This is a genomic window from Streptomyces sp. NPDC003720 (assembly GCF_042875075.1).
GTDB lineage: Bacteria > Actinomycetota > Actinomycetes > Streptomycetales > Streptomycetaceae > Streptomyces.
The window spans coordinates 225,695-247,139 of the sequence record NZ_JBIANZ010000003.1 but is presented as its reverse complement, the minus strand read 5'-3'; the positions used below and the strand labels follow the sequence as shown (position 1 = coordinate 247,139).

Here is a 21,445-nt window from a genome sequence, read left to right as displayed (position 1 = left end):
CCGCCCGGATCAGGGAGTACCGGCGCGGCCGGGCCTCACTCGCCCGCCGCCGTTTCCTTCCCGCGCAGGATCACCAGCACCGCGCCGCCGATCACCACGAGTCCGATGGCCACCCCGGCGATCATCGGGGTGATCGCCGAACTGCCCGTGGCCGCGAGGTCGGTGTCGGGAGCCGTGCTGTTGCCGCCGACCGTCGCGGGGCTGGGCTCGCTGAGGGTCTGGGTGGACTCGTTGGTGACCGTGCCCTGCGTCTTGCAGTCGAGGACCCCGGTGAACCGGTGGCTGAAGCCGTTCGGACCGGTGATCGTGAAGTCGTAGGACTGGTCCTCCTGGAGCGGGACCGTCACCGTGCGGGCGGCCCCGGCCGGGATGGTGTGCTCGGCGCCCATCAGCTCGAAGGCGAAGGGCTGGTCGCCCTTGTTGACCGCGGTGATGTCGACGCCGCTCTTGGCGCAGTTCTTCCGGGCCGACACCGCCACGCCGCCCTTTTCCGCCCAGGTGGCGCCCGCGGTCGCGGAGACCGTGGACTCGCTGGAGCCGGCCAGTATCTGGGTCTGGCTGCGGCTCTCGGAGGCGAAGGCCCGGCCCACCGGGACGGTGGTGGAGGCCTGGACGGTCAGCTGGGCGGAACCGTCCGCCGCGCCCTCGGGGACGTCGAAGAACAGCTGACTGCCGTTCTTCGCCGAGGTGATCACCTTGCCGGTCCTGTCGATGATCCGCACCCCGCCGGCGCCCACGCCGGCCGGTGCGCCGACCGTCACGCCGCGCGCGTTGGTGTGCACGGTCACCGGTCCGAGCAGATCGCCGGGACGGCCGGAGACGGAGGGCGGGTCCAGGGTCAGCGAGGCCTGCGGCTCGACGCTGTCGCGGGCGCTCTTCTCCAGGTAGTCCGCGAGCTTCTCGGCCTGCGGGTCCACGGCGTCGACCTTCGCCCCGTCCGAGTAGCGCCAGATGGCCACCTGTGTGCCGGCCGCCGCGTCCTGCTCGCTCAGGCCGCTCACGCCCGCCCGCCCGGCGAGCGTCGCGAGGTCGTTCACCTGGGGGTAGGAGTTCTGCAGGATCCAGCGGATCTTACCGGCGTCCTTGTTGGTGCCCAGCGAGGTCCCGCTCCAGGGGGTCTCCTGGTAGTGGGCGTCGCGCTGGGTGGGGTTGTGGATGTCGACGCAGTAGGTCTGCAGGGTGCCGCCGCCGTCCACGGACATCTCGAACAGGCCCGCGGACACCTGCTGGTCGCCGCCGTCCTCGTGGATCACGGCCTGGCCGTACGTCTTCAGGCCGCCTATCGTCGCCGTCGCGCCGCCCTGGGTCTGCGGTGTCTCCTCGGCCGCGGCCGTACCCGCGCCGAACAGCACGGTGGTCGCCGCGAGGCCGGACGCGAGCGTCACGGCCGCGAGGCGGGCCACGCGGAACCGAGTGAACCCAGTGAACGCAGCAAGCACAGAATTCCCCTTCGAGCAGGACCCGTTGGATGTGGGGGACGGTCCCACCAGCAGAATCGGCTGCCCCGAGGGGCATGCCCGGCATCCTATGGATCACGGGGACCGCGCTTGCCGGTCGGATCGTCACATGAGGCGATCCGATCCGGAATCGTTATCGCCGATGCGGCACGCCGGCCTGGCAGGTCGACAAATACACCGTGCACAGAGCCCAGTTCGGCACGCTCAGTGGCCACCTGCCGACAAGGGGCGACAGCCGCCCGACCGGTCGGCACCGGGGCAGCGTTGCAACTGACGTCACGTCACCGCCGCTGCCGTCATGACCGGTTGGGCGGGCGGTTCGTGCTCGGCCCCGGTGGCCGGCGTCTCCCAGTTCGGCTCCGGCCTGGCCGTCGCCGGCGTCTCCGGTCGCACCGCGCGACGGAAGAGCGCGGTGCCCCGGGCGAGGTCGTGGCCGATGGCCACCGCGTCGATGTCGGCCGACGTGCGGCCCTGTTGCCCGTCGCGGACCTCCGTGCGCACCTTCAGCCTGCCCTGGACGACGACGGGCTGCCCCACCTCGACCGAGGCCGCCACGTTGACCGCGAGCTGACGGTTGGACCACACGGTGAAGAAGTTGGTGTGCCCGTCCGTCCAGGCGCTCTTCTGCCGGTCCCAGTAACGCGCGGTCACCGCCAGCCGGAACCGCGCCGAAGGCCCGGCGGCCGTCTCCCGGTACAGCGGCGGCGTCGCCACGTTGCCCACCACGCACACCACGGTCTCGTTCATCATGAACCCCTCCCTCGGCCGGCCCCTCACGGCCGGCGGACATGCGTACGGGCCCGTCCCGTACGGCGGCTTCTGCCCTGCGGCACGATCGCCGCGGGAACAGACTGCCTCCGCCGGGCCGGGCCCGCTGAGCGCTGTGCACCACCGCCGAGCTGTGGAGAACTCCGTCACCCGCACGAGTGAGAGACGGGCAGAGAACTCCTCCGCCCTCCCCTCACCGCCCCGGTCTCACCCGACTCCCACCCCCGACTGCACGACCCGGCCGTACTGCTCCCGCACCTCCCGGTACCGCAGCAGCTCCGCCGCCACCGGGTCGAGCACCCGGGCCCGGCCGCAGCTCGCGGCCGCCTCCCGCAGCCGCCGTTCCGCGTCCTGGCCGTACCGGCGGGCGGGTCCCCGGGCCGCCATCCGGCAGCCCCATTCCACGAGCGGCCCGCCGACGATTCCGCACACCATCAGCAGCACCGGCACGCCGAGGTTGGGTGACATGACGCCGGCGATCTGCCCGGCCAGCCACAGGCCGCCCACCACCTGCAGCAGGGTCATGGCCGCCTGGACCAGCACGGCCACCGGCCACCAGCCCGGCCGGGGCGGCCGTCCCGGCGGCAGTCCGGCCCGGGCCGCCAGGTCGTCCAGCGCCTCCGGCAGTCCGTGCGAGCCGCGCACGGCCGCCTCGCGCACCGCCTGCGCCCACGGCGTGGGCAGGCCGGCCGAGGCCCGGTCGGCCACCGTGCGGACCGCCTGTTCGACGCGCTGGCGGGCGGTGGCCTCCTCGTCGGCCTGGTGGCGTACCGCCATCCGGCCCGTGCTGGGCCCGCCACGGCTCTGGTACCAGCGCCACAGCCGCAACCAGGGTGTGCCGCAGGCCCGGTTGGCGTTGCGCAGCCAGGCGCGTTCGGCGGCCTCGCCCGCCGCGGTGGCGCCCACCGCGTCGGCGAGTCGGTCGGCGAACTCGTCGCGTGCCTCCTCGCTGAGGCCGACGCGCCGGCCGGTGGCGTAGACGGGCCGCAGCTGGGCCGCGGCCGCGTCCAGGTCGGCGGCGACCCGGCGGGTCGCCGCACCGCGCTCCATCACGAAGTGGCCGAGTGCCTCGCGCAGTTCGCCGACGCCGTCGCCGGTGAGCGCGGACAGCGCGAGCACCGTGGCGCCCGGCTCCCCGAACTCGCCGAGCGCGACGCCGTCCTCGTCGAGCAGCCTGCGCAGATCGTCCAGCACCTGGTCTGCCGCCTCCCCGGGCAGCCGGTCGACCTGGTTGAGGACGACGAACATGACCTCGGCGTGCCCGGCCATGGGCCGCAGATAGCGCTCGTGGAGCATGGCGTCGCCGTACTTCTCCGGGTCGACCACCCAGATGACCGCGTCGACCAGCTTCAGGATCCGGTCGACCTGTTCGCGGTGCTCCACGGCGGCGGAGTCGTGGTCGGGCAGGTCCACCAGGACCAGGCCGCGCAGTTGCCCCTCCGCCTCCGCGCTCTGCAGGGGGCGCCGGCGCAGCCGGCCCGGGATGCCGAGCCGGTCGATGAGGCCGGCCGCGCCGTCGCTCCAACTGCACGCGATGGGCGCGGCGGTGGTCGGGCGACGCACTCCCGTCTCCGAGATGGCCACCCCGGCCAGGGCGTTGAACAGCTGCGACTTCCCGCTGCCGGTGGCGCCCGCGATGGCGACGACGGTGTGCCCGCCGGAGAGCTTGCGGCGGGCGGCCGCCTCGTCCAGGACCCGGCCCGCCTCGGCGAGGGTGCGGGTGTCGAGGCGTGCGCGGGACAGGCCGACGAGCTCGCGCAGTGCGTCGAGCCGGGAGCGCAGGGGACCGTCGTACGCCAGGGGCGCAGGGGTGTGGACACTGGGGGCGCGTACGGGTTTGTCGAGGGCGGGGACGCGCTCGGCGCCCTCCGTCACCCTGCGGGCGATGAGCCCGTCGTCCCAGGCGTCGGCCCCGTCGGCGTCCGCGTCGTCGGGGCCGGCCCTGCCGTCGTCCTCCGCGAGGCGCTGCACGCCGCCGTCGGTCCCGGTGCCGTTACCGCTATGGGAAGCGTTCGCGCGCGCGTGCGGCTCGCCGGCGTCCTGCCGGCCCTCCTGTGCCTGTGCGCCCGCGCGCGCGTGCGGCTCGGTCGCCCGTTGTCCCGCGGGGGCGGATGCCTGGTCTGCCCGCTGACCCGTGGGGGCGGATGCCTGGTCGCCGCCCTCATGGGAGGACGCGCCTTCCTCACGGTCGGAACGCTTCCCGGGCACGCGCGCGTGCGGTCGGCCGTTCGTCTCCGGCTCCCACTCGTTCCGCTGTTCCTCGGCGGCTCGAGTGGCCTTGGCCGCGGCGCCTGCGCCGGTGCCGTCACCGGCGTCCGCACCGAGCACCGTGCCGGAGCCGGCGTGCGCGGAGCCGCCCGCGGCCTGGGTCCGGCCGCCGGCCGTGTCGCCTTCTCCCCCGGCCCGGCCGTCGGGGCCCGCTGCAGCGGGACCGGCGTGGTCCGAGGGGCCCACGTGCGTCGTGCGGTCCATGCGGTCCATGTGAGTCATGTGATCGGTGTGGTCCCTGTGGTCCCTGTGGTCCGTGTGATCATGGTCAGTGACGGCTGTCACCGTTCACCTCTCCTTCTGCAGTACGGACAGCGCGGCGATGAGCTCCGCCTGGGGCTCGGCACGAAGGTCCAGGGCGTCGAGCGGTGCGAGGCGCCGCTCGCGTTCGGTGTGCACGACACGGTCGACGGTGTCGTTGAGCAGCCGCTCGGCCCGGTCGCGCAGCCGCAGGGCGCCATGGGCCCCGATCCGCTCGGCCAGCCGCTCGCCCGCGGTGCGAGCGCGGCTCCCGCCCAGCAGCGCGGTGGCGACGAGTGCGGCGACGCTCTCGGAGTCGGGAGCGGTGTTGCGCTCGATGTCCCGCACCTCGTCCTCGGCGTACTCCTCCAGCTCGCGCCGCCAGCGACGGGCCGCGAGCCCGATGCGGTGCTCGGCCTTCTCCGGGGAGGGATGCCGGTCGGCGAGCCCCGGAGCGGCAGCGCCGGGTTCGCGCCGCCATGCCTCGTCGACGCGCTCGTCGGCGGCCGTGACGGCGCACAGCAGCAGGGCGCCCAGGCTCTCGACGAGGGCGTCCAGCAGTTCACCCGCCGTGCAGTCCAGCGGGAAGGCACGCCAGCGCTTGAGCGCGTCGCCGGCGAGTACGGCCCCGGACTGCAAACGGCCCCGCACGCGCGCGTGCTCACCGTCGTAGGCGCTCTCGACGGCGGAGGTGAGCCGGAGGGCGGCGGCGTACTGAGCGGCGACGGCGGCGGCCAGCTCCGGCATGCGCGACTTGAGCGAGTCGAGCAGGCCGTGCGCCGTGCGGGCCATGACGTGCTCGCGGGCCGCCGCGTCCTGCGCGTGGTGCACGAGCCAGGTCCGCAGGGCCGCCACGGCGGTGCTGGGCAGCAGACCGGCGCCCCAGGCCGACTCGGGCAGCTCGGGCACGGTGAAACGGGGCACGTCGCCGAGCCCCGCCTTCGTGAGCAGGGCGCCGTACTGCCGGGAGACCTCCGAGACCACCTGGTGCGGCACCCGGTCGAGGACGGTCACCAGGGTGACGTCGTACTCCTTGGCCGTGCGCAGCAGATGCCAGGGCACGGCGTCGGCGTAGCGGGCGGCCGTGGTGACCATGATCCAGATGTCGGCGGCGCAGATCAGCTCGGCGGCCAGCACACGGTTGTCGGCGAGCAGCGAGTCGATGTCGGGGGCGTCCAGCAGGGCGAGCCCGCGCGGGAGGCTCTCGGCGGTCTCGACGCGCAGCACGCGCGCGGGGGCCACGCCGGGGAGCAGCAGATCGTCTCCGCTGTCCGCCTGGGGTCCCCACACGCGCGTGAGGTCGGGGAGCACGCGCATGCCGCTGAACCAGTGATGATCCTCCGGATGGCAAACCAGGACCGGTGTCCGGGTCGTCGGCCGGAGCACGCCCGCTTCGCTGACCCGGCGCCCCACGACGGAGTTCACGAGGGTCGACTTGCCCGCCCCGGTGGACCCGCCGACGACGGCCAGCAGGGGGGCGCCGGGATCTTTGAGCCGGGGCACCAGATAGTCGTCGAGCTGCGCGAGCAGCTCGTCACGGTTCGCACGCGCGCGTGGGGCCCCGGCCAGGGGCAGCGGAAAGCGTGCGGCGGCGACACGGTCGCGCAGAGCGGAGAGAGTGTCGAGCAGCTGAGGCCGAACGTCCAAGGTCACCACATGTGAAGAATGCCCAATTTTAGGGGAATTCTGAAGCATATGGACATCTCAGCGCGCCGATGGAACACATCGGACGTAAGGGACGACTGGTACGAGGGCACAGTCCAGGCATAACGAGTGGACAACACCCGGTGCGTCGGAGGCCAAAAGCGATGCACGATTCGTACCTGCCTGCGATTATCAGGACCGCTTCACCGAACCTCCACATCGAGCCACGGAGGCGAAGCGACAGGGTCGGGGAACAAGGAGCTTTATCCTTGTCCCGCCACCAGGCCCCCGTAGCTCAGTGGATAGAGCAGGCGCCTTCTAAGCGCTTGGCCGCAGGTTCGAGTCCTGCCGGGGGCGCAAGCTGCCACCAGCAAAAACGCCCCAGAGGGGATCTCCCCTCCAGGGCGTTTCGTGTCTCTGACGGCAACGCTGACGGCAACGGGCCCGTCACTCGTCGTCGGCGAGCAGGCCCCCCAGCTGGTCTAGAGCGGCCCTCTTCTCGGTCATGTCGGCGTGCGCATAAATGTTCATGGTCACGTCCAGGGCACTGTGCCCGACGATGTCGCGAACGATGTGCGGTGGGACACCGAGGCCGAGAAGCAGCGTCACGCAGGTGTGCCGGAGGTCGTGGAACCGCACATCCAAGCCAAGCCGCTCACGTATCGGGTAGAAGTGCCGGTTCAGGTTCCGGGGCTCGATCGGAGTGCCCCGCCTCGTGGTGAAGACGAGACCGGTTTCCCGCCACTGCTCCCCCGCCGCCCGGCGCTCCTCGGCCTGGCGAACACGGTGCCGGAGAAGGGCGTCGACGCACACGGCGGGCAGCGGTACGGGCCGCTCCGAGCGACGCGTCTTGGGCGCGGTCAGCGTCAGTTCTCCGTTGACCCGCTGCAGGGCTGTACGGATCTCCAGCGATCCCCCGTCCAGGTCAACATCCGACCAGTGGAGCCCCAGCAGCTCACCCCGTCGCAGCCCCAAGTACAGCGCAAGCACGTAGGCGGCGCTCAGGCGGTCGTCGCGCAGGTCGCCCAGGAGCCTCTTGGCCTCGGCGACGGACAGGCCGCGGCCGACCCGGTACCGGGGAGTCTGCACCTGGACGAGCTTGGCGACGTTGCGCTGCACCAGCTCCTCGCGAACCGCGTGCTGAAGGGCGTTCCGCAGCACCGCGTGAAGGTACTGGACCATGCGGGGAGACAGCCGCCGCTCGCAGCACCGCTTGGGGGTGGCGGCGCAGCAGCGACGCGCGGCGGCCGGACGGGCGGCGTCGCGCTTCTGCGCGCAGCACTGGCATGCCTGCCGAGCCCAGTCGAGGAAGAGGCGCACGTCCTTGGCGGTGAGCCTGGCCAGCTTCTTCTTGCCGAGCCGCGGGATGATGTACGCGTTGACGCACTTGCTGTAGCTGTAGACCGTCGACGGCCGCACCTTGTGGCTCACGATGTGCTCAAGCCAGTAGGTCAGGTAGGTGTCGAGGCTTTCCGTCGTGTCCGCCGCCGGGATGCCCTGATCGCTCTTCGCGAGCAGTTCGGTGAGCTTCCGCCGGGCTTCCTCCCACGTCTTGCCGTAGACCCGCCGGCGCTTGTAGGTGCCGTCAGGCATCAGGACATAGCCCGCGCCCTCGTAACGGCCGTCCTTGCGGCGGTAGATGGTGCCTTCTCCGTTGGGGTTGCGCTTGGCCATCAGGCGGCCTCCTCGATCTCGTGGTTGATGAAGTCGCGCAGCGCGTCAGCGGGCACGCGGCGGGAACGCCCGACGGTGATGGAGACCAACCGGCGGGAGCGGATCAGGTCGTAGACCGTGGAGCGGCCGAGCCTGAGTCGCGCCATGACCTCGGGCACCGTCAGCAGTTCGGCAGTGGCAGTGGTGCTCACGCCGCAGCTCCTTCCTGAGCGAGCAGGTCGCGTAGGGCATCGCGGCCGGTTTCGCGGTTGAGTTGGAGATCGCGGGCGATGGTGGCGGCGAGCACGGATTCGCCGGGGGTGTGGCCGTGGCCGGCGTACTGCCAGTCGGCCAGGACGAGGACGGTGTCCGGCTCGGTGTCCTCCAGGCCGAGGGCTTCGCGTTCCTGGGCTGCGCGGAAGTCGGCGCGTTCCTGGCGGAGGGCGCCGAGGGTGGTGGAGTAGCGGCGGGACTTGGTGGAGAAGTGGCCGCGGAAGCCGAGCATGTGGGCCCAGGCCCAGAGGCGGCGGTCGGGGTAGAGCGAGTCGAGTTCCTTGCAGGCCGTGATGAGGCGGCGGGTGTGGTCGGGGACCTGGTGGCGGTCGAGTTCGGCGAGTTCGCCGATGCGGCGGTCCAACGTGCCGGTGTTCTCTGCGGCCTTGGTGGCGTACTTGGCAACGTAGGAGGCGACGGCCTGTTCGGTGATGTCGGAGCCGTCCCCGAACGCCTTCACGGGCCGGACGTCGAGCTGGGTGCCCCAGCGGAATGTCCGGGCCGGTTGGTCCTCGGTGGCCGGGACGGAGACCGACGTGTAGGAGTGCGCCGCGGCGGCGCGGATGGCGTCGGCGAGGAGGTCGACGGTGGCCCAGGCGGGCGGCGGCGTGTCCGGGCCGTCGGGACCGTCCAGCCGGATCACGGCGTGGAAGTGCAGGGCGCCACGCTTCTGGAACTCGGCGACCTTGCCGTAGGAGACGCGGCAGTGCTCGGCGAGTTCGCGGCGGGAGAGGCCGGCGCGGGCGGCTATCTCGCGGCGGAGTCGGGTAGTGAAGCGTTGCCAGAGCTGTCCGGCGTGGTTGTTGAACAGCACTGTGCCCGCGTAGTCGTACGTTTCCGGGTCGAGGGCGGTGCCGAGGGTGCGGTCGTCGGCCGGGTGGCGGGTGCCGCAGCGGCAGACGCCGTGGTCGGGCCGGTTGTGGACCCGGCCGAAGGACGGGGCGGTGAGGGTGGCGAAGACGCGGGGGTGGTCGCGGACGGTGGCGGCGATGTCGCGGCGGTCGTCACCGGCGAGGCCGGCGCGGATGAGGTGGTAGGTGTCGCCCGCATAGGTCCAGGCGCAGGCGGGGCATCGGGAGGCGCGGCGGTTGCCGCAGGCCAGGCGCAGGCGTCCGCCGGGTTCGCTGGCGGTGGAGTAGTGGTGCAGAGTCTCGCCGGTGGTCTTGTCCTTGGTGAGGGTCCAGCCGGTCAGGTGGATGGGGTCGGCGCAGCCTCCGGTGCGGCGGATCTGGTCTTCCCACCGGTGGTAGTCGGGGGCCGAGGCCACCCTCAGCAGGTCGCCGAGGGTGGTCGGGTCGAGCAGCGTGTCAGGCACGGGCGCCCTCCCGGTCGCGGCGGCGGGTGGGAGTGGTGCCGGTGCCGTGGCAGGCCGGGCAGTGCGCGGTGATGGTGCGGAGGTGGCCGCGGGCGTCGCGGCCGCCGAGGGTGATGGCGACGGAGGCGAAGCCGTCGCAGACCGGGCAGATCCTCGGCGGGGGCGGTGTGTGCTGGGCCATGATGGTGGTTCCTTTCGATTGCGGTTGGAAGGAACGGCCCCGGGTGGCGGCGTGCTTGGCGGCTTGTGCGCCACCCGGCGGCCTTTTAGCGAGAGGTGCGTGAGCCCCGGCGGCCACGGCCCTTGGCCGCGTACATGGCCGCGTCAGCAGCGGCGAGGGCATCGGTCAGCGAAGGCACGGGCAGCTCGGCGACGAGGCAGGCCCCGACCGAGGCGGCCAGCGGCAGCGCCGTACCGGCGTAGGGCAACGGCCGGTGAAGTGCGGCGGTGAGCGCGTCGAGGTCGGCGGCGGCCAGGTCGCGGACGACGGCGACGAACTCGTCCCCTCCCAGGCGTCCGGCGATGCCGTGGCAACCACACCAGGAGCGCAGGCGGTCGGCGGTGGCGGCGAGGGCGGCGTCTCCGGCGGCGTGGCCGTGGCTGTCGTTGAGGGTCTTGAAGTGGTCGAGGTCGACCAGGAGCACGGCGGCGGTCGGGTGCCGGCGGATGAGGTGTTCGGCGCGGGCGGTCCACCCGGCTCGGGTGTGCAGGCCGGTGAGCGGGTCGCAGCGGGCGGTGGCGAGACGGCGGGTGAGGATGCCACCGGGCACGGCCCAGCCGAGTAACGGCGCGACGCTCGCGGCGAGCTGCAGATCCATAACTTCTCCTTGGCGATGGCGGTTGGTTCGGCGCGGGAGGCGGCGGAATGCTTGGCGGCTTGTGCGCCCCCGGCGGCGGGTCAGCGGTGCTTGGTGCCGCTGTTGATCAGCGAGCGGACCACGAGGGCGCAGACGGCGACGGACGCGCCGGTGATGGCGACCGCAAGGAGCATCGAGACCAGGACGGCGCCGACGACCAGGACCACGGCTGTGCCGCCGCCTACGAGGGCAAGGGCAGTGCCCGGGGTGAGCTGGACGCTGGGCCGGGACCGCACCTGCGCGACGGTGGCGGGCGTGGGGGCGGTGTGCTGGGCCACGGCGGTCGGTTCGATGACGGCGGGCGCCGTGCTGACCCCGGTCGGAGTCGGCATGGTGGGGAGCTTCGGGCGGAGCATGGCTGTTCTCCTTCCTGAGCGGGCTACTTGATGAAGCCGTTGATCGCGGGTGCGAGGACGCTGTCGGCGAGGAGGAAGCCGCCAAGGAGCAGGACGGCGACGAGCCAGGCCGGCGGCCGGATGAGCTTGATGCCGAGGTAGCCGACCACGGCGAGGGCGAGCCAGAGCGGGACCTGCACGACGGGCCTCCTAGCGGATGCGGCAGCGGTGGGTACGGGCGGCGAGCTGGGCGGCGGAGGCGCTGGTGTAGTCGGCGGACCAGCCGCAACCGTCGGCGGTGCACACGGCCGCGTGCTTGGTCTGGCCGTGGCGGTCGCGGTGGGTGCCGATCTGCACCGGGCCGATGCTCAGCAGCGAGTGGAAGTGGTCGCGGGCGGGCATGGCGTTGTCCTTCCTGTCAGGCGAGGTGGGCGGCGATGGCATCGGCGAGGTGGGGCGGGACGCCGAGGCGGGCGCGCAGCGTGTCGGTGTCGATCGAGGAGCCGGTGCGGGTGCGGTACTCGTCGGCGACCTTGCGGGCGTGGTCGATGAGGACGGCGGGAACCGCGGGTTCCTGGGTCGTGGTGAGAAGGGCCGCAGGAGCGGGGTCTTTCGCAACCAGTGCCGGTGCGGCCTCAGGCTTCGGCTCGGGTTCTACGACCGGCTCGGGCTCGGTGGTTGCGTCGTCTGGGGTCGAGGCGGGTGCCGGCGGAACTGGCTCGGCATGGTGGGCGGAGTGAGCGAGGAGGGTTCCACCGAGGAAGGCCAGAGCGGGCCATCCGGCGATGCCGAGGCGGAGCAGGCCGGGTGGGTCGTCCAGGTCGAGGAAGCCAGCGGTGGCGATGTTCGCGCCGAGTGAGGCGAACAGCGCGACCAGGAACCAACACCAGGCCAGCCGGGACGGGCCGTCGCTGCGGAGGCGTCGCCAGGCGGCGACCAGGAGCAGGTCGACGCTGACCGGGTAGGCCCATGCCTTCCAACCGTCCTGACCGGCAGCGGCGGCCAGGTCGTGGAGGTGGGCAAAGGACAGGGCTCCGGCGATGACGGCCTGGACCAGGACCGCGTCGACGCGAATCCGGGCGGCCATCAGGCCTCCTCGGTCGACGTGCCAGGAGGCTCGGGCAGCGAGGCGGCGAGGGAGGGGCTGACGGCGTCCACGAAGTCGAGGTCGGCGCCGGCAGTGTCCGCGTAGAGGGCGAGTTGGCCGAGCAGGAGCACGGTGCGGGCGAAGTCCTCGCAGTCGGGGCACATGGCGGTGGAGCTCCCTTCTTCAGGCATGGCAGGGGTAGGGACCTGGCGCGAAGGCGGTCGCGCCGACCGGAGGTGCGGGAGATCAGGCCGTGACGGGAGCTGTCTCGGGCAGCGGCACCCAGTCATGGGCGGTGCTGGTCAGCACGGGTTGGAAGGCGGCCAGTTCAGGCACGTACGGGGTGCGATGGGCATGCCGGTTGCAGATGTTGACGGCCTGCCGCAATGAGGTATGCGGGGCGCGGATGCGGTGCCAGCCACCCGTGGAGTCCCCGGCGATGGCGATCCCGCGCATCTCGGCGGGAATCTGGATAGCGGCCAGGACGGCGTCCGGGGAGATGTCACCGAAGGCCATGTTGGCGCTGGTCTCGTCGTTGACGCGATGGGCGGTGCGGCCGGTGAGCTGGGCTCGGAGCATCGTGATGCCCTTACCGAGTTCCGAGCCGAAGCGCTGTCCGCAGATCTCCAGGTAGATGCCGGCGGCGCGGCCAAGCTGGGCGAGGCGAACCAGGGCGGTGATGATGCGGTCCCGTCGCTTCTCTTCTTCCTTGCTGGCGAAGAGGGCGAGTTCGGCGACCTCGTCGACCAGGACCACGACTGGGGTCGGGCGGAGGTGTTCAGGCAGGTCCCAGATGTCAGCGGCGATTTCCGCATCCGGGACGCCCGCGGCGATGCGCTGCTCGTCGCGGATGAGCCGGTAGACGTCCTGCATACGGGCCACTAGGGCATCGAGCAGTTCGGCGGCAGAGTCGGGGTTGTCGGCGAGCGCGGAGAACCGGCGAGCCAGCGGGAACAGCTCCACCCCCTGCTTGCAGTCGATTCCGACCAGGGCGACGTCCATCGGGGCGAGTCCGGTGACCAGGTTGCGTTGGTAGACGGACTTGCCTGACTCAGTCGCGCCGAGCGTGAGGGCGTGGGGTATCGCCCGGTAGTTGCGGTAGTGGACCGAGCCGTCCGCGCGCAGTGCGACCGGAACCAGCATCGGGCGAGTGTCTGTCTTGGCGGGCATCTGCACCCGCTTGAGCACGTCGTAGCCGGTCATCCGGACCTCTACGACGCCGGAGCGCAGTTCCCGGCAGGTGACGCCGTACATCGAGAACGAGTGCCGCATCCGGTCCGAGGCGGCGGCGATGTCGAAGGCGTCTTGGCCGGGCCGCAGCTTCAGCCGCAGAACCAGACCGGTCCTGGACGGCCGCAACCCGAGGATGCGCGGTGGGCGGGAGTCCGACACGGGCCGGTTGGCCATCCGGGCTAACGCCAGCCGCCAGCGGGACGGCGGCACGGTAAGCCCGCAGGCGTCCATGACGGAGCCGTAGCGGAGCAGGACTCGCAGCGCCGCGAGGGTGACCCCGAAGCTCAGCCAGTACCAGGTGGGACGCCACCACCGCAGCAGGCCCGCAGCAGCGACGACCGACACGAGCGCGACCGTTAAGGCGGTCATGTCAGGCCGCCTTCGGCTGCGCGGCGCCGGCGGCGAGCGAGGTGACCGCGACCGCACGGAACGCGATGCCGTGCCGCTTCTGCCCGTTGAAGTCGTTCTCCCACGGCCGGGCGATCAGCCCGGTGAGCGCGACCGGCGTGCCCATGGCCAGCTCGCCCGTGATGCCGGGCTCCGGGACAGTGATGGACAGGATCTCCACCTCGTCGTTCGCCGCGAACATCACGTCCACGGTCATCAGCTTCGCGCCGGTCTCGATGTCGGTGGCGATCTCACCAGTACGGCGGTCCTTGACCTTGGGCTGGGGGGTCTTGGCGACCATCACGGTCGCGGCGGAGGTGTCGACGGGGATCTGACGCACAGCGAATCACTCCTGTACAGAGGCTGAAGTCCGTCACTCATGTACATGAGTGACATGAAGAAGAGTGCATCACTCCTATACATGAGTCAACCCGCCGCGAAGAAGAACTCGCGGCGGGTCAGCAGGACTTGAGCGCCCGTCAGTCCTCGGCCGGGATCCGGTACTCGAAAACGAACTGGTCAGCGGCCATGAGCGTGTCGCAGACCTCGACGACCCGCCCTTCAGTCGTACGAGCCTCCCGCACCAGGTGAACCACAGGGGCACCGGCGCTCAGAGCGAGCTCGGAAGCCTCCGCCTTCGAGGCCGGACGCGCCTGCAGTGTCTCGACGAACTCGGCGAACTCGTGGCCGTGGTCCTCGAGTCGGGCATAGATGCCACCACCGCCGGGATTCTCGGCGAACAGCTCGGGGATGTCCTTCACGACATCCCACGGAAGGTACGAGCTCGCCGTCTCGACGGGAGTGCCGTTGCGGAAGTAGAGACGCCGTCGCGCGAGCACCTGGGTGCCGGCGGGGACGTCCAGTCGGCGGGCCGCATCCTCTGGGGCCTCCATCGGACCGATGTACAGGACGCTCACCTTGGCCGTGGCGCCGGACTGCGCCGACTCGGCGAGATACGCGGCCTTGCCACCCCTACGATGCGACCGCCGGAAGCGATCGGAGGAACGATGCCGCACCGGCGGTCGATCCTTCACCGTCGAACCCTTGCCGTGCCGCGTCTCCACGAGCCCGCTGGCACGCACCTCAACCATGGCCTTGCGAATCGTGCCGCCCGAAACGCCGTAGCGATCGACCAGCTCGGACTCACTCGGCACCATCTCGCCGGGCTTGAGGACACCCGCCCGAATCTGCTGCACGATCTCTTCGGCGATCTGCACGTACCGAGGTACGGACCTCTCACCTCCTACCGCGGTTCCCATAGTCCTTCTCTTCCTCCTATGCTCCTGTACATGAGTAACAGCGCCCCGGAAGGCCAGTCAACGCCACTGCACTCCGTGTCTGTGGCCGGGGTGGTGATGCGTGAGGACGGCAGGCTCCTGGCGATTCGCCGTGCCGACAACGGCACTTGGGAGCTCCCCGGCGGCGTCCTCGAACTCAAGGAGACCCCGGAGGCCGGCGTCGCCCGCGAGGTCCTGGAGGAGACCGGCATCCACGTCGAGGTGGATGAACTCACCGGGGTCTACAAGAACACGACCCGGGGCGTCGTCGCCCTGGTCTTCAGGTGCAAGCCCTCCGGCGGGACCGAGCGCACGTCCAGCGAGTCGACGGCCGTCGACTGGCTCACGCCGGAAGAGGTGTCGGAGCGCATGTCGGAGGTCTTCGCCGTCCGCCTCCTGGATGCACTGGACAGTGACGGCCCGCACGTGCGCAGCCACGACGGCAAGCACCTGCTTCGCCGGTAGGGGCGGTCATGACACCGGAGAACACCGCATCCAGGGAACCCAGACAACTCACTGAGCTGCGAAGCGTCTACGAGTTCCTCGACGAGATACGGCAACGCCCTGGCATGTGGGTGCGCCACCGCTCCCTCCAGCACCTGGACTCGATCCTGATCGGCTACAGGGTCGCCATGGAAGTCCACGGCATCCGCGAGGAAGAGTTCCCCTTCTGGGGCGTCGACGGTCGTGGCCCGTTCGAAGAGTGGTTCCAGCAGCGTCGCGGCCAGCACAGCGCTCTGGGATGGCCAGTCGAGATTGAGCGTGACGCCGAAGCGGCAGGCGTACCCGCGATCGAGCTGTTCTTCAGCCTCCTCGACGAGTACCGAGCCGAGCGGTCCCAGTCTGTCGAGTCTGGGTCCGAGGGATAAGACTTTCCCTACTTCATCAAGCCCTGGCTGCGCTCCGCTCCGCCGGGCGCGCTCCCGGCTCCGCTGCGGGCGCCGCTCCTGCCTTCGGCCCGCTCCGCCCGCGCTGCGCCGACGCGCGCCCTAGTCAGGGTTGGCCGGCAGCATGAGGTCAGAACATGTCGTGGCTGGGGCGGTCGGCTCCACGGCTTTAGGCAGCCACCTTGGCGCGAGCCTCGAAGATCATGGCCCCAACGTCGTGCTTTACCGGGCAGGTCCACAGACTGCCCGACGCGCCGGAAGCTTACGGGGCCATGATCACTCGCGCCAAGGCAGCTCCAGCCCAAAGCCGCTACGCCGACCTCTGCATACCTACTGACCTTCAAAGCGTGGTGTCGTGAGGGGGCGGCGGGGCGTGATCTCGGTGGTCTGTTCCAACCCAGGCGGTAGGAACTCGATCGCTCTGGCTGTGGTCGGTGCGCTAGAAAGGGCCGGTGACCTTGACTGTTGAGCGAACAGACGCACGCACATGGCCCGATGAGCACATGCAGGAGCTCTTCAGTGAGGGCTTCCCGGAGTTCATCTCAGCCGATCGGCTGGCCAAGCAGTACATCGGCAGGATCAGGGAGTGGTTCGCCGACCTTGATCTCATGCTGGTGGACGACCGCGGTGTGCCTGTCGCGGCCGGCTGGGGTATCCCGATCCGGTGGGACGGGCGAACGGAGACACTCCCCACTGGCTACACCCAAGCCACGATTCGCGCTGTGGAGGGCCGAGAACAAGGCATCGAACCCGACACCCTGGTGATCTGCGGGGCAATCGTCACCCCGTCGCGCAAGGGACGCGGCCTGGCCGGGGAGACCCTCAAGGCGCTGCGCCAGCTCGCCGAGGATGCAGGATGGCCGCGCGTTATAGCTCCGGTGCGCCCGACGTTGAAAGCCCGCTACCCGCTGACGTCCATCGATGCCTTCATGAGGTGGACCCGCGAGGACGGTATGGCCCTGGATCCATGGATCCGGACGCATCAGCGTCTGGGCGCCCGCGTTCTCGCAGCGGCTCCCGAGTCGCAGACTATGACCGGCACGATCGCTGAGTGGGAGCGTTGGACCGGCATGGTGTTTCCCGAAACGGGTGACTACGTCATCCCTGAAGGGCTGAGCTTGCTACAGCTCGACCGTTCTGCTGATCTGGGCACCTACGTAGAGCCCAATATCTGGATGCAGCACGTCTGAGTCCCGAAAGCGCTCGCTTACCACGGCGTTGAGGGCGTGATGTCGTCATGGTGGCCGGCGTTGCAGGCCGGTGCCGGTGAAGCAGCCGTCGAGGACGTCGTGGCGATACTGGAGCCGGCGCAAGCCGCGCCGGACGGCGGTGATCAAATCATCGGGATCGGCGAACGCACGGTTGGCTGTGGTGGTGCGTCGCAGGACGGACCAGATGCCCTCGACCGGGTTGAGGTCGGGCGAGTAGGGAGGCAGTTGGAAGACGGTGAGCCAGTCGCGGTCGGCGATGTAGCGGCGCATGCCGGCCGTCAGGTGGGTGTTGAGGTTGTCCCAGACCAGCACGATCGAACCACCGAGCTGCTGGTGGGCGCTCTGGATCAGGTCGCGGTAATCCTTCCAGGAGAAGCTCTTGCGCCCATCGGGCCGGGCGTCCGGGCAGGGCCTGTAGATCAGCCGAGGTCGCTCGCCAGTCTTGTAGCAAGCCAGGGCCGCCACCGATAAGCGGCGGCGCAGGCGGCCCCGTACGCGGACCACGGGGGTGTGGCCGCGGCGGGACCAGGTGCGAGTGGTCGGCGGCGTCATCGAGAAGCCGGCCTCGTCCTCGAAGACGAGCCAGGCATCGAGCGCCGCCACGGTCCTTCCACCTGGGGCCAGGTCTCCTTCGCCCAGCCGTCCACCAGGGTCTCGTCCCGCTCGATCGCCCGCCGGGCCGGCACCTGGCAGCTCCAGCCGTGCCGCTTGAGCAAGGCGGCCACCCCTTGCGCGGTGTAGCTCTTGTGGAAGCGGCGCCCGATCAGCGTCTTGATCCGTGACAGGGTCCAGGTTTGGTCCGGCCAGCCGTGTGCCACCGGTCCCTTGGCCAGCTCACGCTCCAGCACGGCGAACAGTTCGTCGCTGAGCATCGGCAGCGATGCCGGACCCTTCGAGGCCAGGGCTCTCGTACCACCCTGCGACCAGGCCTGGCGCCAACGCTGTACCGACCGAACGCTGACCCGCAGGTCGTGACCGATGACCGTGTTCTCGTCGCCCTGGCTGAACCGCTCGGCCGCCTCCCAACGCAATTTCTCGCGGAAGGACCGCCGTTCGTCGGTCAGCCCACCCCCTTGCGGATACCTCATGCAGTCGGCGTACCGCAGGGATCACGAAACGTCAGCCCCTACGACACCACGCTTTGAAGGTCAGTAGTCCAGGCGCAGTGCCTTGCGGGCCGCCTCGGCAAAGGCATCTAGAGCGCGGTGGAAAGCAGCGACGTCGATGTCAATCTCGTCTGGATAGGCTTCGCCCCTGTCCATGTTCTGCGCAACGATTTGATCAAGGCGTGTCGACACACGCCGGGCCTCTATCTCAGCCGCATCGTATGCGCTGGCGACTAGGGGCGGACCCACCAGCCTGATTTCACCTGTGCGGTGCATCATCGCCTTATAGCTGTCGCGCACCGTGTCGTTTGCTTCGCGCACGCCCTCTGATATGCCTTTAGCTTGGAGTGCGGCCAACTGGAAAGACCACGCCACATGCGCGGTGAGAAGCTCGATGCACGCTGTGTAGACGTCTCGGCGGTACTCGTAGGCGCGTGTTTGTCGCTGGTCTCGCAGTTGCATAGCGAGTTGGCTCCGCCCGGCCAGCCACGTGATCCCGCCAGTGATCAAGCCAGCAGCCAGAGCCGACGCCGAACTGATCAGCGCAACAGAAGTGTCGGACATCATCCCCCCAGCCCAGCGGACCAGGTAAGCACAGGGGCTTCTGATCATCAAGCGTCGGAACAGATGCCGGGCCGTCCCGGGGCCGTCAGAGGGTGCTCAACGACGACCAACGCTGACAACCACCGACAGCTATGTCGCAGGTCGCAGCGTTGATCGATTGCGCGGCCGCAGGTCAGGGACCCGGCCCTTCACTTCTTCGGCTACTGGTCGCACCCCGCTGCGCTTGCTCGAACCTCCCGGTCACCGTCACAACGGCGCGGTAACCGCGAGTGGAGGGGTGCAGCCTAATACTCAGCGGCTATTCGTTCTCCCCGCCGGGACTACCTGGGATCACAACCTGGACACAGCGCCTACGCGTTGGCTCCACCGCATGCATGATGCACCTTCAGCACCAGAGAACCCTGGGGGGACCATGCACATCCGCACAACCGCACTCGCCGGCTCCCTGCTCATCATCGCCGCCGCCACCGGATGCAGCGGCGGCGACGCCAAGCCGGCACCCACCGTCACGGTCACGAAGTCGACGACGGCCAAACCCAGCACCGATGACTCGCAGGTCACCGACGGCGTTCTGAAGATGGGCACCAAGAAGAACATCGACGACGACGCCAACGACGTCCACATCACCGTGCAAGCCGTTGAATACCAACAGCCCTACAAGGGGCCGCAACCGCAGAAGCCCGAGGACTTCCAGGGTGGAGACATCTGGGCCACGATCAGCATCAAGGTCTGCAACATCAGCGGCCCCAACATAAACGTGAGCCCTACGCCGTGGTCGCTGGCATACGAAGACGGCACAAGCATTGAGGCCACGGGACTCTCCGGCGGTGACATGCCGAAGCCAGAATTCCCCATGGATAAGCCTGTCAAGGCAGGCCGCTGCGCAGCCGGGCTTGTCGCCTACCCGGTACCGAGCAGCAAGCACCCTGAGCGCATCGTGTACGCACCGGACGGCACCGACCCCATCGAGTGGGCGGCAACGAAGTCCTGAGAGCGGACGGCGTCACGGGAAGAACCGACCGCCTCACCAAGCCCTGCCCGCATCTCCTAAGCACCGGTCTTACGGTGCGGTGGCCTTTGGGCGAGCGTGCCAGACGTGCACGAGGCCAATTTGGTGGCCCCGCCCTGTTCGCAGGCGGGGCCACCGCGCTACGGAGCGGGCTCGAAGGTCACCATGGTGCCGGGGCACGCTTCTGCGAGTTGTGTGAGTGCCTCGCGTTCGACGGCGTCGACGGTGAGTCCCCAGCGGAGCTTGGTCGCGACCCACTCGGAGGTGTATCGGCAGGTGACGTCGACGGCCGGCGGCAGCCACTCGGCCGGGTCCTGGTCCGCCTTGCTCCGGTTCGAGGCCGCGGAAACAGCGACCAGGGAGGCCGGGACGGCGAGGTCATTGGCGTACGCCTCACGCCGCTGAGCGGTCCACTGCGACGCCCCGGAATCCCAGGCTTCGGCCAGGGGCACCATGTGGTCCACGTCCAAAGCGGACGCAGGGGTCATCCACTTGGCGTCGTAGTACGACCACCATCGCCCCCCCGAGAGCTTGCAGCCGGGGAGGACCTCCGGCGGAGCCACGGCCTCGGAGATGAGCAGCTCCGCTCGTGTATTGCATCCGTCGGTGGGGTTCTGGCCCACGTTCCAGTGCTTGAAGCTGGTGCGTTGGTATCCGTCTCGCACTTCCGCCGCAAGGGGGAGGACATGGACCGCGGCCGACATCGGCAGTGTGTAGCTCGGGATGGACCGATCACGCGCGTGGGCCGGCGTGGGTGCCACGAGGGGCACGGCGAGAAGTGCGGCCGCAATCGCGACGCGCCTGAGATTGCTGATCACGCATCGCAGGATCGACTGGCAGTACTTCAATCATGAGATCCGACTCGAACGAATGAGCCGAACAGGCGCATGCGTTCACCTGGCAGGTGTGCCACCTGTGCGTATCCGAGCAGTCGCCGCACGGCCAACTAGGGGTGCGCAACAGGCACGACGGACACACGAGCGCCCTCCCGGGCCGTCCTGGGCCATGGAAGGGCGCTTGATGACCGACGCCGACAGCTGCCGACAGCTCAGCAGCAGCTCAGGACGGTCGTCCACGATCACTCCAAGTTGGAGGTCAGCCACAAACGAGGCGATCACGCCAGAGGGAGCCGCCGGGCCGATGAGACCGCAGCCGGAAGCCGAGCCGGGACCGCTCGACGAAGGAGCCGTGCCACTCGCGTGCCAGATCCGGCGGGGAACCACGGGGAACAGCGGATTGTGGCCGCGGCGACGGCGAGGCCTCAACGCCACACCACCGCAGGTCAGCCCAGCACCCGTCGCCGCAAGACCCGAGCTTCCCAAGCTGATTGCCGTGGGCGCAGGGCCGGACAACTGTCACAACCCAAAGATGCAAACTGGCGCTCCTGCTCGCCGTGGCCACGTCAGAATCGGTTCATGGGGCGTTGCGCTGGTGTGACACGGCAAGGGCAAGCATGCCGTAATGCTGCGGGCTGGAACGGCTTCTGCCACCTACACGGCGGTGCCAGGCGAAGTCGGGCACCCAGGCTCCGCCGGCCTCCAGCACCCGCAGGCGTGACGCACGGTCTGGGGCCTCAGCGCCTGAGGCGACGGGCAGGCTGGATGTGGAGGCTGCGGTATCTCTGCGTGAGCTGGTTCGAAGTGCTGTGCAGTGCTATCGGTCGGCGCCGGCGACGTTAGAGACTGGGGCGGAGCTTCGGCGGCTGGGCCGTCCTTGGGCCGTCCGAGGCCGCTCGACAGTGGCCAATGACGACCAAAGGCGACCACCAGGCGCACGACCCCACCGCTTCTGAGCAGCAAAAACCCAGCTCACCAAGATCCCCGGCAAGACCCAGGGCAAGAAGCAGTATCGACGCGCGAAGATTCACTCGCACA

The 21,445-nt window shown here is 70.0% G+C and carries 25 protein-coding genes and 1 tRNA gene; 5 read left to right on the top strand and 21 right to left on the bottom strand.

The genetic code is table 11. From position 1 onward, the window contains the following. Nucleotides 1-35 precede the first annotated feature (35 nt). From ACFYU0_RS10040 to ACFYU0_RS10025, 4 genes are all read right to left on the bottom strand, one after another. A complete protein-coding gene (locus tag ACFYU0_RS10040; RefSeq protein ID WP_389299365.1) occupies nucleotides 36-1,439 on the bottom strand; it encodes a Cys-Gln thioester bond-forming surface protein in 1,404 nt (467 codons plus the stop codon). A 294-nt stretch (nucleotides 1,440-1,733) separates the two neighbouring features. Next, nucleotides 1,734-2,204 (bottom strand): single-stranded DNA-binding protein, encoded by a 471-nt coding sequence (locus tag ACFYU0_RS10035; protein WP_389299932.1) that lies wholly within the window; start codon nucleotides 2,202-2,204, stop codon nucleotides 1,734-1,736. A 228-nt stretch (nucleotides 2,205-2,432) separates the two neighbouring features. Next, nucleotides 2,433-4,778 carry a GTPase gene (locus ACFYU0_RS10030; protein WP_389299363.1) on the bottom strand — a complete coding sequence of 782 codons (2,346 nt, stop codon included), beginning with the start codon at nucleotides 4,776-4,778 and terminating at the stop codon, nucleotides 2,433-2,435. A gap of 3 nt (nucleotides 4,779-4,781) precedes the next feature. Continuing rightward, complete coding sequence (locus ACFYU0_RS10025) at nucleotides 4,782-6,389, bottom strand: dynamin family protein (RefSeq protein WP_351659104.1); 1,608 nt, start codon at nucleotides 6,387-6,389, stop codon at nucleotides 4,782-4,784. Nucleotides 6,390-6,661: 272 nt separating this feature from the next. Between ACFYU0_RS10025 and ACFYU0_RS10020 the strand changes: the two genes are divergently transcribed. Beyond that, nucleotides 6,662-6,734: transfer RNA gene (locus tag ACFYU0_RS10020), tRNA-Arg, on the top strand. A gap of 90 nt (nucleotides 6,735-6,824) precedes the next feature. On the opposite strand, the gene ACFYU0_RS10015 is transcribed toward ACFYU0_RS10020, so the two are convergent. The 13 genes from ACFYU0_RS10015 to ACFYU0_RS09955 all read right to left on the bottom strand — a co-directional run bounded on the left by ACFYU0_RS10015 (nucleotide 6,825) and on the right by ACFYU0_RS09955 (nucleotide 14,776). Further along, nucleotides 6,825-8,051, bottom strand: coding sequence for a tyrosine-type recombinase/integrase (locus ACFYU0_RS10015; protein WP_389299360.1), 1,227 nt, complete (start codon nucleotides 8,049-8,051; stop codon nucleotides 6,825-6,827). After that, nucleotides 8,051-8,242 (bottom strand): helix-turn-helix domain-containing protein, encoded by a 192-nt coding sequence (locus ACFYU0_RS10010; RefSeq protein ID WP_360662609.1) that lies wholly within the window; start codon nucleotides 8,240-8,242, stop codon nucleotides 8,051-8,053. Before ACFYU0_RS10010 ends, ACFYU0_RS10015 begins: the two co-directional genes overlap by 1 nt. After that, nucleotides 8,239-9,618 carry a replication initiator protein RepSA gene (gene repSA, locus ACFYU0_RS10005; protein ID WP_389299357.1) on the bottom strand — a complete coding sequence of 460 codons (1,380 nt, stop codon included), beginning with the start codon at nucleotides 9,616-9,618 and terminating at the stop codon, nucleotides 8,239-8,241. The genes ACFYU0_RS10010 and repSA overlap by 4 nt, the downstream gene beginning before the upstream one ends. Further along, entirely contained in the window at nucleotides 9,611-9,799 is a 189-nt protein-coding gene (locus tag ACFYU0_RS10000) for a hypothetical protein (protein WP_389299355.1), read from the bottom strand. Before ACFYU0_RS10000 ends, repSA begins: the two co-directional genes overlap by 8 nt. A gap of 85 nt (nucleotides 9,800-9,884) precedes the next feature. Then, entirely contained in the window at nucleotides 9,885-10,436 is a 552-nt protein-coding gene (locus tag ACFYU0_RS09995; RefSeq protein WP_389299353.1) for a GGDEF domain-containing protein, read from the bottom strand. Nucleotides 10,437-10,516: 80 nt separating this feature from the next. After that, entirely contained in the window at nucleotides 10,517-10,831 is a 315-nt protein-coding gene (locus ACFYU0_RS09990) for a SpdD-like protein (protein WP_389299350.1), read from the bottom strand. A 23-nt stretch (nucleotides 10,832-10,854) separates the two neighbouring features. Then, entirely contained in the window at nucleotides 10,855-11,010 is a 156-nt protein-coding gene (locus ACFYU0_RS09985; protein WP_250399629.1) for a hypothetical protein, read from the bottom strand. A 10-nt stretch (nucleotides 11,011-11,020) separates the two neighbouring features. After that, nucleotides 11,021-11,212, bottom strand: coding sequence for a mobile element transfer protein (locus ACFYU0_RS09980; protein ID WP_250399630.1), 192 nt, complete (start codon nucleotides 11,210-11,212; stop codon nucleotides 11,021-11,023). Between the two features lie 16 nt (nucleotides 11,213-11,228). Next, complete coding sequence (locus ACFYU0_RS09975; RefSeq protein WP_389299346.1) at nucleotides 11,229-11,897, bottom strand: DUF2637 domain-containing protein; 669 nt, start codon at nucleotides 11,895-11,897, stop codon at nucleotides 11,229-11,231. Next, a complete protein-coding gene (locus ACFYU0_RS09970) occupies nucleotides 11,897-12,088 on the bottom strand; it encodes a hypothetical protein (RefSeq protein ID WP_389299344.1) in 192 nt (63 codons plus the stop codon). Before ACFYU0_RS09970 ends, ACFYU0_RS09975 begins: the two co-directional genes overlap by 1 nt. A 55-nt stretch (nucleotides 12,089-12,143) precedes the next feature. Further along, a complete protein-coding gene (locus tag ACFYU0_RS09965) occupies nucleotides 12,144-13,499 on the bottom strand; it encodes an FtsK/SpoIIIE domain-containing protein (RefSeq protein WP_389299341.1) in 1,356 nt (451 codons plus the stop codon). A 1-nt stretch (nucleotide 13,500) separates the two neighbouring features. Next, complete coding sequence (locus tag ACFYU0_RS09960) at nucleotides 13,501-13,857, bottom strand: hypothetical protein (RefSeq protein WP_389299338.1); 357 nt, start codon at nucleotides 13,855-13,857, stop codon at nucleotides 13,501-13,503. Between the two features lie 139 nt (nucleotides 13,858-13,996). Further along, complete coding sequence (locus ACFYU0_RS09955; RefSeq protein ID WP_389299336.1) at nucleotides 13,997-14,776, bottom strand: GntR family transcriptional regulator; 780 nt, start codon at nucleotides 14,774-14,776, stop codon at nucleotides 13,997-13,999. Nucleotides 14,777-14,794: 18 nt separating this feature from the next. Between ACFYU0_RS09955 and ACFYU0_RS09950 the strand changes: the two genes are divergently transcribed. The 3 genes from ACFYU0_RS09950 to ACFYU0_RS09940 all read left to right on the top strand — a co-directional run bounded on the left by ACFYU0_RS09950 (nucleotide 14,795) and on the right by ACFYU0_RS09940 (nucleotide 16,871). Further along, nucleotides 14,795-15,259: an NUDIX hydrolase gene (locus ACFYU0_RS09950; protein ID WP_389299335.1), complete on the top strand. Its 465-nt coding sequence runs from the start codon at nucleotides 14,795-14,797 to the stop codon at nucleotides 15,257-15,259. Nucleotides 15,260-15,267: 8 nt separating this feature from the next. Next, a complete protein-coding gene (locus tag ACFYU0_RS09945; protein ID WP_389299332.1) occupies nucleotides 15,268-15,663 on the top strand; it encodes a hypothetical protein in 396 nt (131 codons plus the stop codon). Between the two features lie 521 nt (nucleotides 15,664-16,184). Further along, the gene (locus ACFYU0_RS09940; protein ID WP_389299330.1) at nucleotides 16,185-16,871 is read left to right on the top strand and encodes a hypothetical protein; all 687 of its coding nucleotides are present in this window, start codon (nucleotides 16,185-16,187) and stop codon (nucleotides 16,869-16,871) included. A gap of 45 nt (nucleotides 16,872-16,916) precedes the next feature. On the opposite strand, the gene ACFYU0_RS09935 is transcribed toward ACFYU0_RS09940, so the two are convergent. The 3 genes from ACFYU0_RS09935 to ACFYU0_RS09925 are packed head-to-tail and all read right to left on the bottom strand — an operon-like array spanning nucleotide 16,917 to nucleotide 18,565. Next, nucleotides 16,917-17,444, bottom strand: a complete 528-nt coding sequence (locus ACFYU0_RS09935; protein ID WP_389299929.1) for a transposase — start codon at nucleotides 17,442-17,444, stop codon at nucleotides 16,917-16,919. Then, the gene (locus ACFYU0_RS09930) at nucleotides 17,441-17,980 is read right to left on the bottom strand and encodes a winged helix-turn-helix domain-containing protein (protein ID WP_389299328.1); all 540 of its coding nucleotides are present in this window, start codon (nucleotides 17,978-17,980) and stop codon (nucleotides 17,441-17,443) included. The genes ACFYU0_RS09935 and ACFYU0_RS09930 overlap by 4 nt, the downstream gene beginning before the upstream one ends. Nucleotides 17,981-18,040: 60 nt before the next feature. Beyond that, nucleotides 18,041-18,565: a hypothetical protein gene (locus ACFYU0_RS09925; RefSeq protein WP_389299326.1), complete on the bottom strand. Its 525-nt coding sequence runs from the start codon at nucleotides 18,563-18,565 to the stop codon at nucleotides 18,041-18,043. Between the two features lie 409 nt (nucleotides 18,566-18,974). On the opposite strand from ACFYU0_RS09925, the gene ACFYU0_RS09920 reads away from it, so the two are divergent. Then, the gene (locus ACFYU0_RS09920; RefSeq protein ID WP_389299325.1) at nucleotides 18,975-19,553 is read left to right on the top strand and encodes a DUF4352 domain-containing protein; all 579 of its coding nucleotides are present in this window, start codon (nucleotides 18,975-18,977) and stop codon (nucleotides 19,551-19,553) included. A 158-nt stretch (nucleotides 19,554-19,711) separates the two neighbouring features. Here the strand turns inward: ACFYU0_RS09920 and ACFYU0_RS09915 are convergent, their stop codons facing one another. After that, entirely contained in the window at nucleotides 19,712-20,389 is a 678-nt protein-coding gene (locus tag ACFYU0_RS09915; RefSeq protein WP_389299322.1) for an HNH endonuclease family protein, read from the bottom strand. Nucleotides 20,390-21,445: the final 1,056 nt, after the last annotated feature.

Bases quoted from the DNA above. Each gene is read 5' to 3' on its own strand.
- ACFYU0_RS09970 (WP_389299344.1), bottom strand. From the start codon at position 12,088: ATGCCTGAAGAAGGGAGCTCCACCGCCATGTGCCCCGACTGCGAGGAC.
- ACFYU0_RS10000 (WP_389299355.1), bottom strand. From the start codon at position 9,799: ATGGCCCAGCACACACCGCCCCCGCCGAGGATCTGCCCGGTCTGCGAC.
- ACFYU0_RS09955 (WP_389299336.1), bottom strand. From the start codon at position 14,776: ATGGGAACCGCGGTAGGAGGTGAGAGGTCCGTACCTCGGTACGTGCAG.
- ACFYU0_RS10035 (WP_389299932.1), bottom strand. From the start codon at position 2,204: ATGAACGAGACCGTGGTGTGCGTGGTGGGCAACGTGGCGACGCCGCCG.
- ACFYU0_RS10015 (WP_389299360.1), bottom strand. From the start codon at position 8,051: ATGGCCAAGCGCAACCCCAACGGAGAAGGCACCATCTACCGCCGCAAG.
- ACFYU0_RS09995 (WP_389299353.1), bottom strand. From the start codon at position 10,436: ATGGATCTGCAGCTCGCCGCGAGCGTCGCGCCGTTACTCGGCTGGGCC.
- ACFYU0_RS09925 (WP_389299326.1), bottom strand. From the start codon at position 18,565: ATGATGTCCGACACTTCTGTTGCGCTGATCAGTTCGGCGTCGGCTCTG.
- ACFYU0_RS09975 (WP_389299346.1), bottom strand. From the start codon at position 11,897: ATGGCCGCCCGGATTCGCGTCGACGCGGTCCTGGTCCAGGCCGTCATC.
- ACFYU0_RS09965 (WP_389299341.1), bottom strand. From the start codon at position 13,499: ATGACCGCCTTAACGGTCGCGCTCGTGTCGGTCGTCGCTGCTGCGGGC.
- ACFYU0_RS09980 (WP_250399630.1), bottom strand. From the start codon at position 11,212: ATGCCCGCCCGCGACCACTTCCACTCGCTGCTGAGCATCGGCCCGGTG.
- ACFYU0_RS09945 (WP_389299332.1), top strand. From the start codon at position 15,268: ATGACACCGGAGAACACCGCATCCAGGGAACCCAGACAACTCACTGAG.
- ACFYU0_RS09920 (WP_389299325.1), top strand. From the start codon at position 18,975: ATGCACATCCGCACAACCGCACTCGCCGGCTCCCTGCTCATCATCGCC.
- ACFYU0_RS09990 (WP_389299350.1), bottom strand. From the start codon at position 10,831: ATGCTCCGCCCGAAGCTCCCCACCATGCCGACTCCGACCGGGGTCAGC.
- ACFYU0_RS09950 (WP_389299335.1), top strand. From the start codon at position 14,795: ATGCTCCTGTACATGAGTAACAGCGCCCCGGAAGGCCAGTCAACGCCA.
- ACFYU0_RS09930 (WP_389299328.1), bottom strand. From the start codon at position 17,980: ATGAGGTATCCGCAAGGGGGTGGGCTGACCGACGAACGGCGGTCCTTC.
- ACFYU0_RS09940 (WP_389299330.1), top strand. From the start codon at position 16,185: ATGCAGGAGCTCTTCAGTGAGGGCTTCCCGGAGTTCATCTCAGCCGAT.
- ACFYU0_RS09935 (WP_389299929.1), bottom strand. From the start codon at position 17,444: ATGACGCCGCCGACCACTCGCACCTGGTCCCGCCGCGGCCACACCCCC.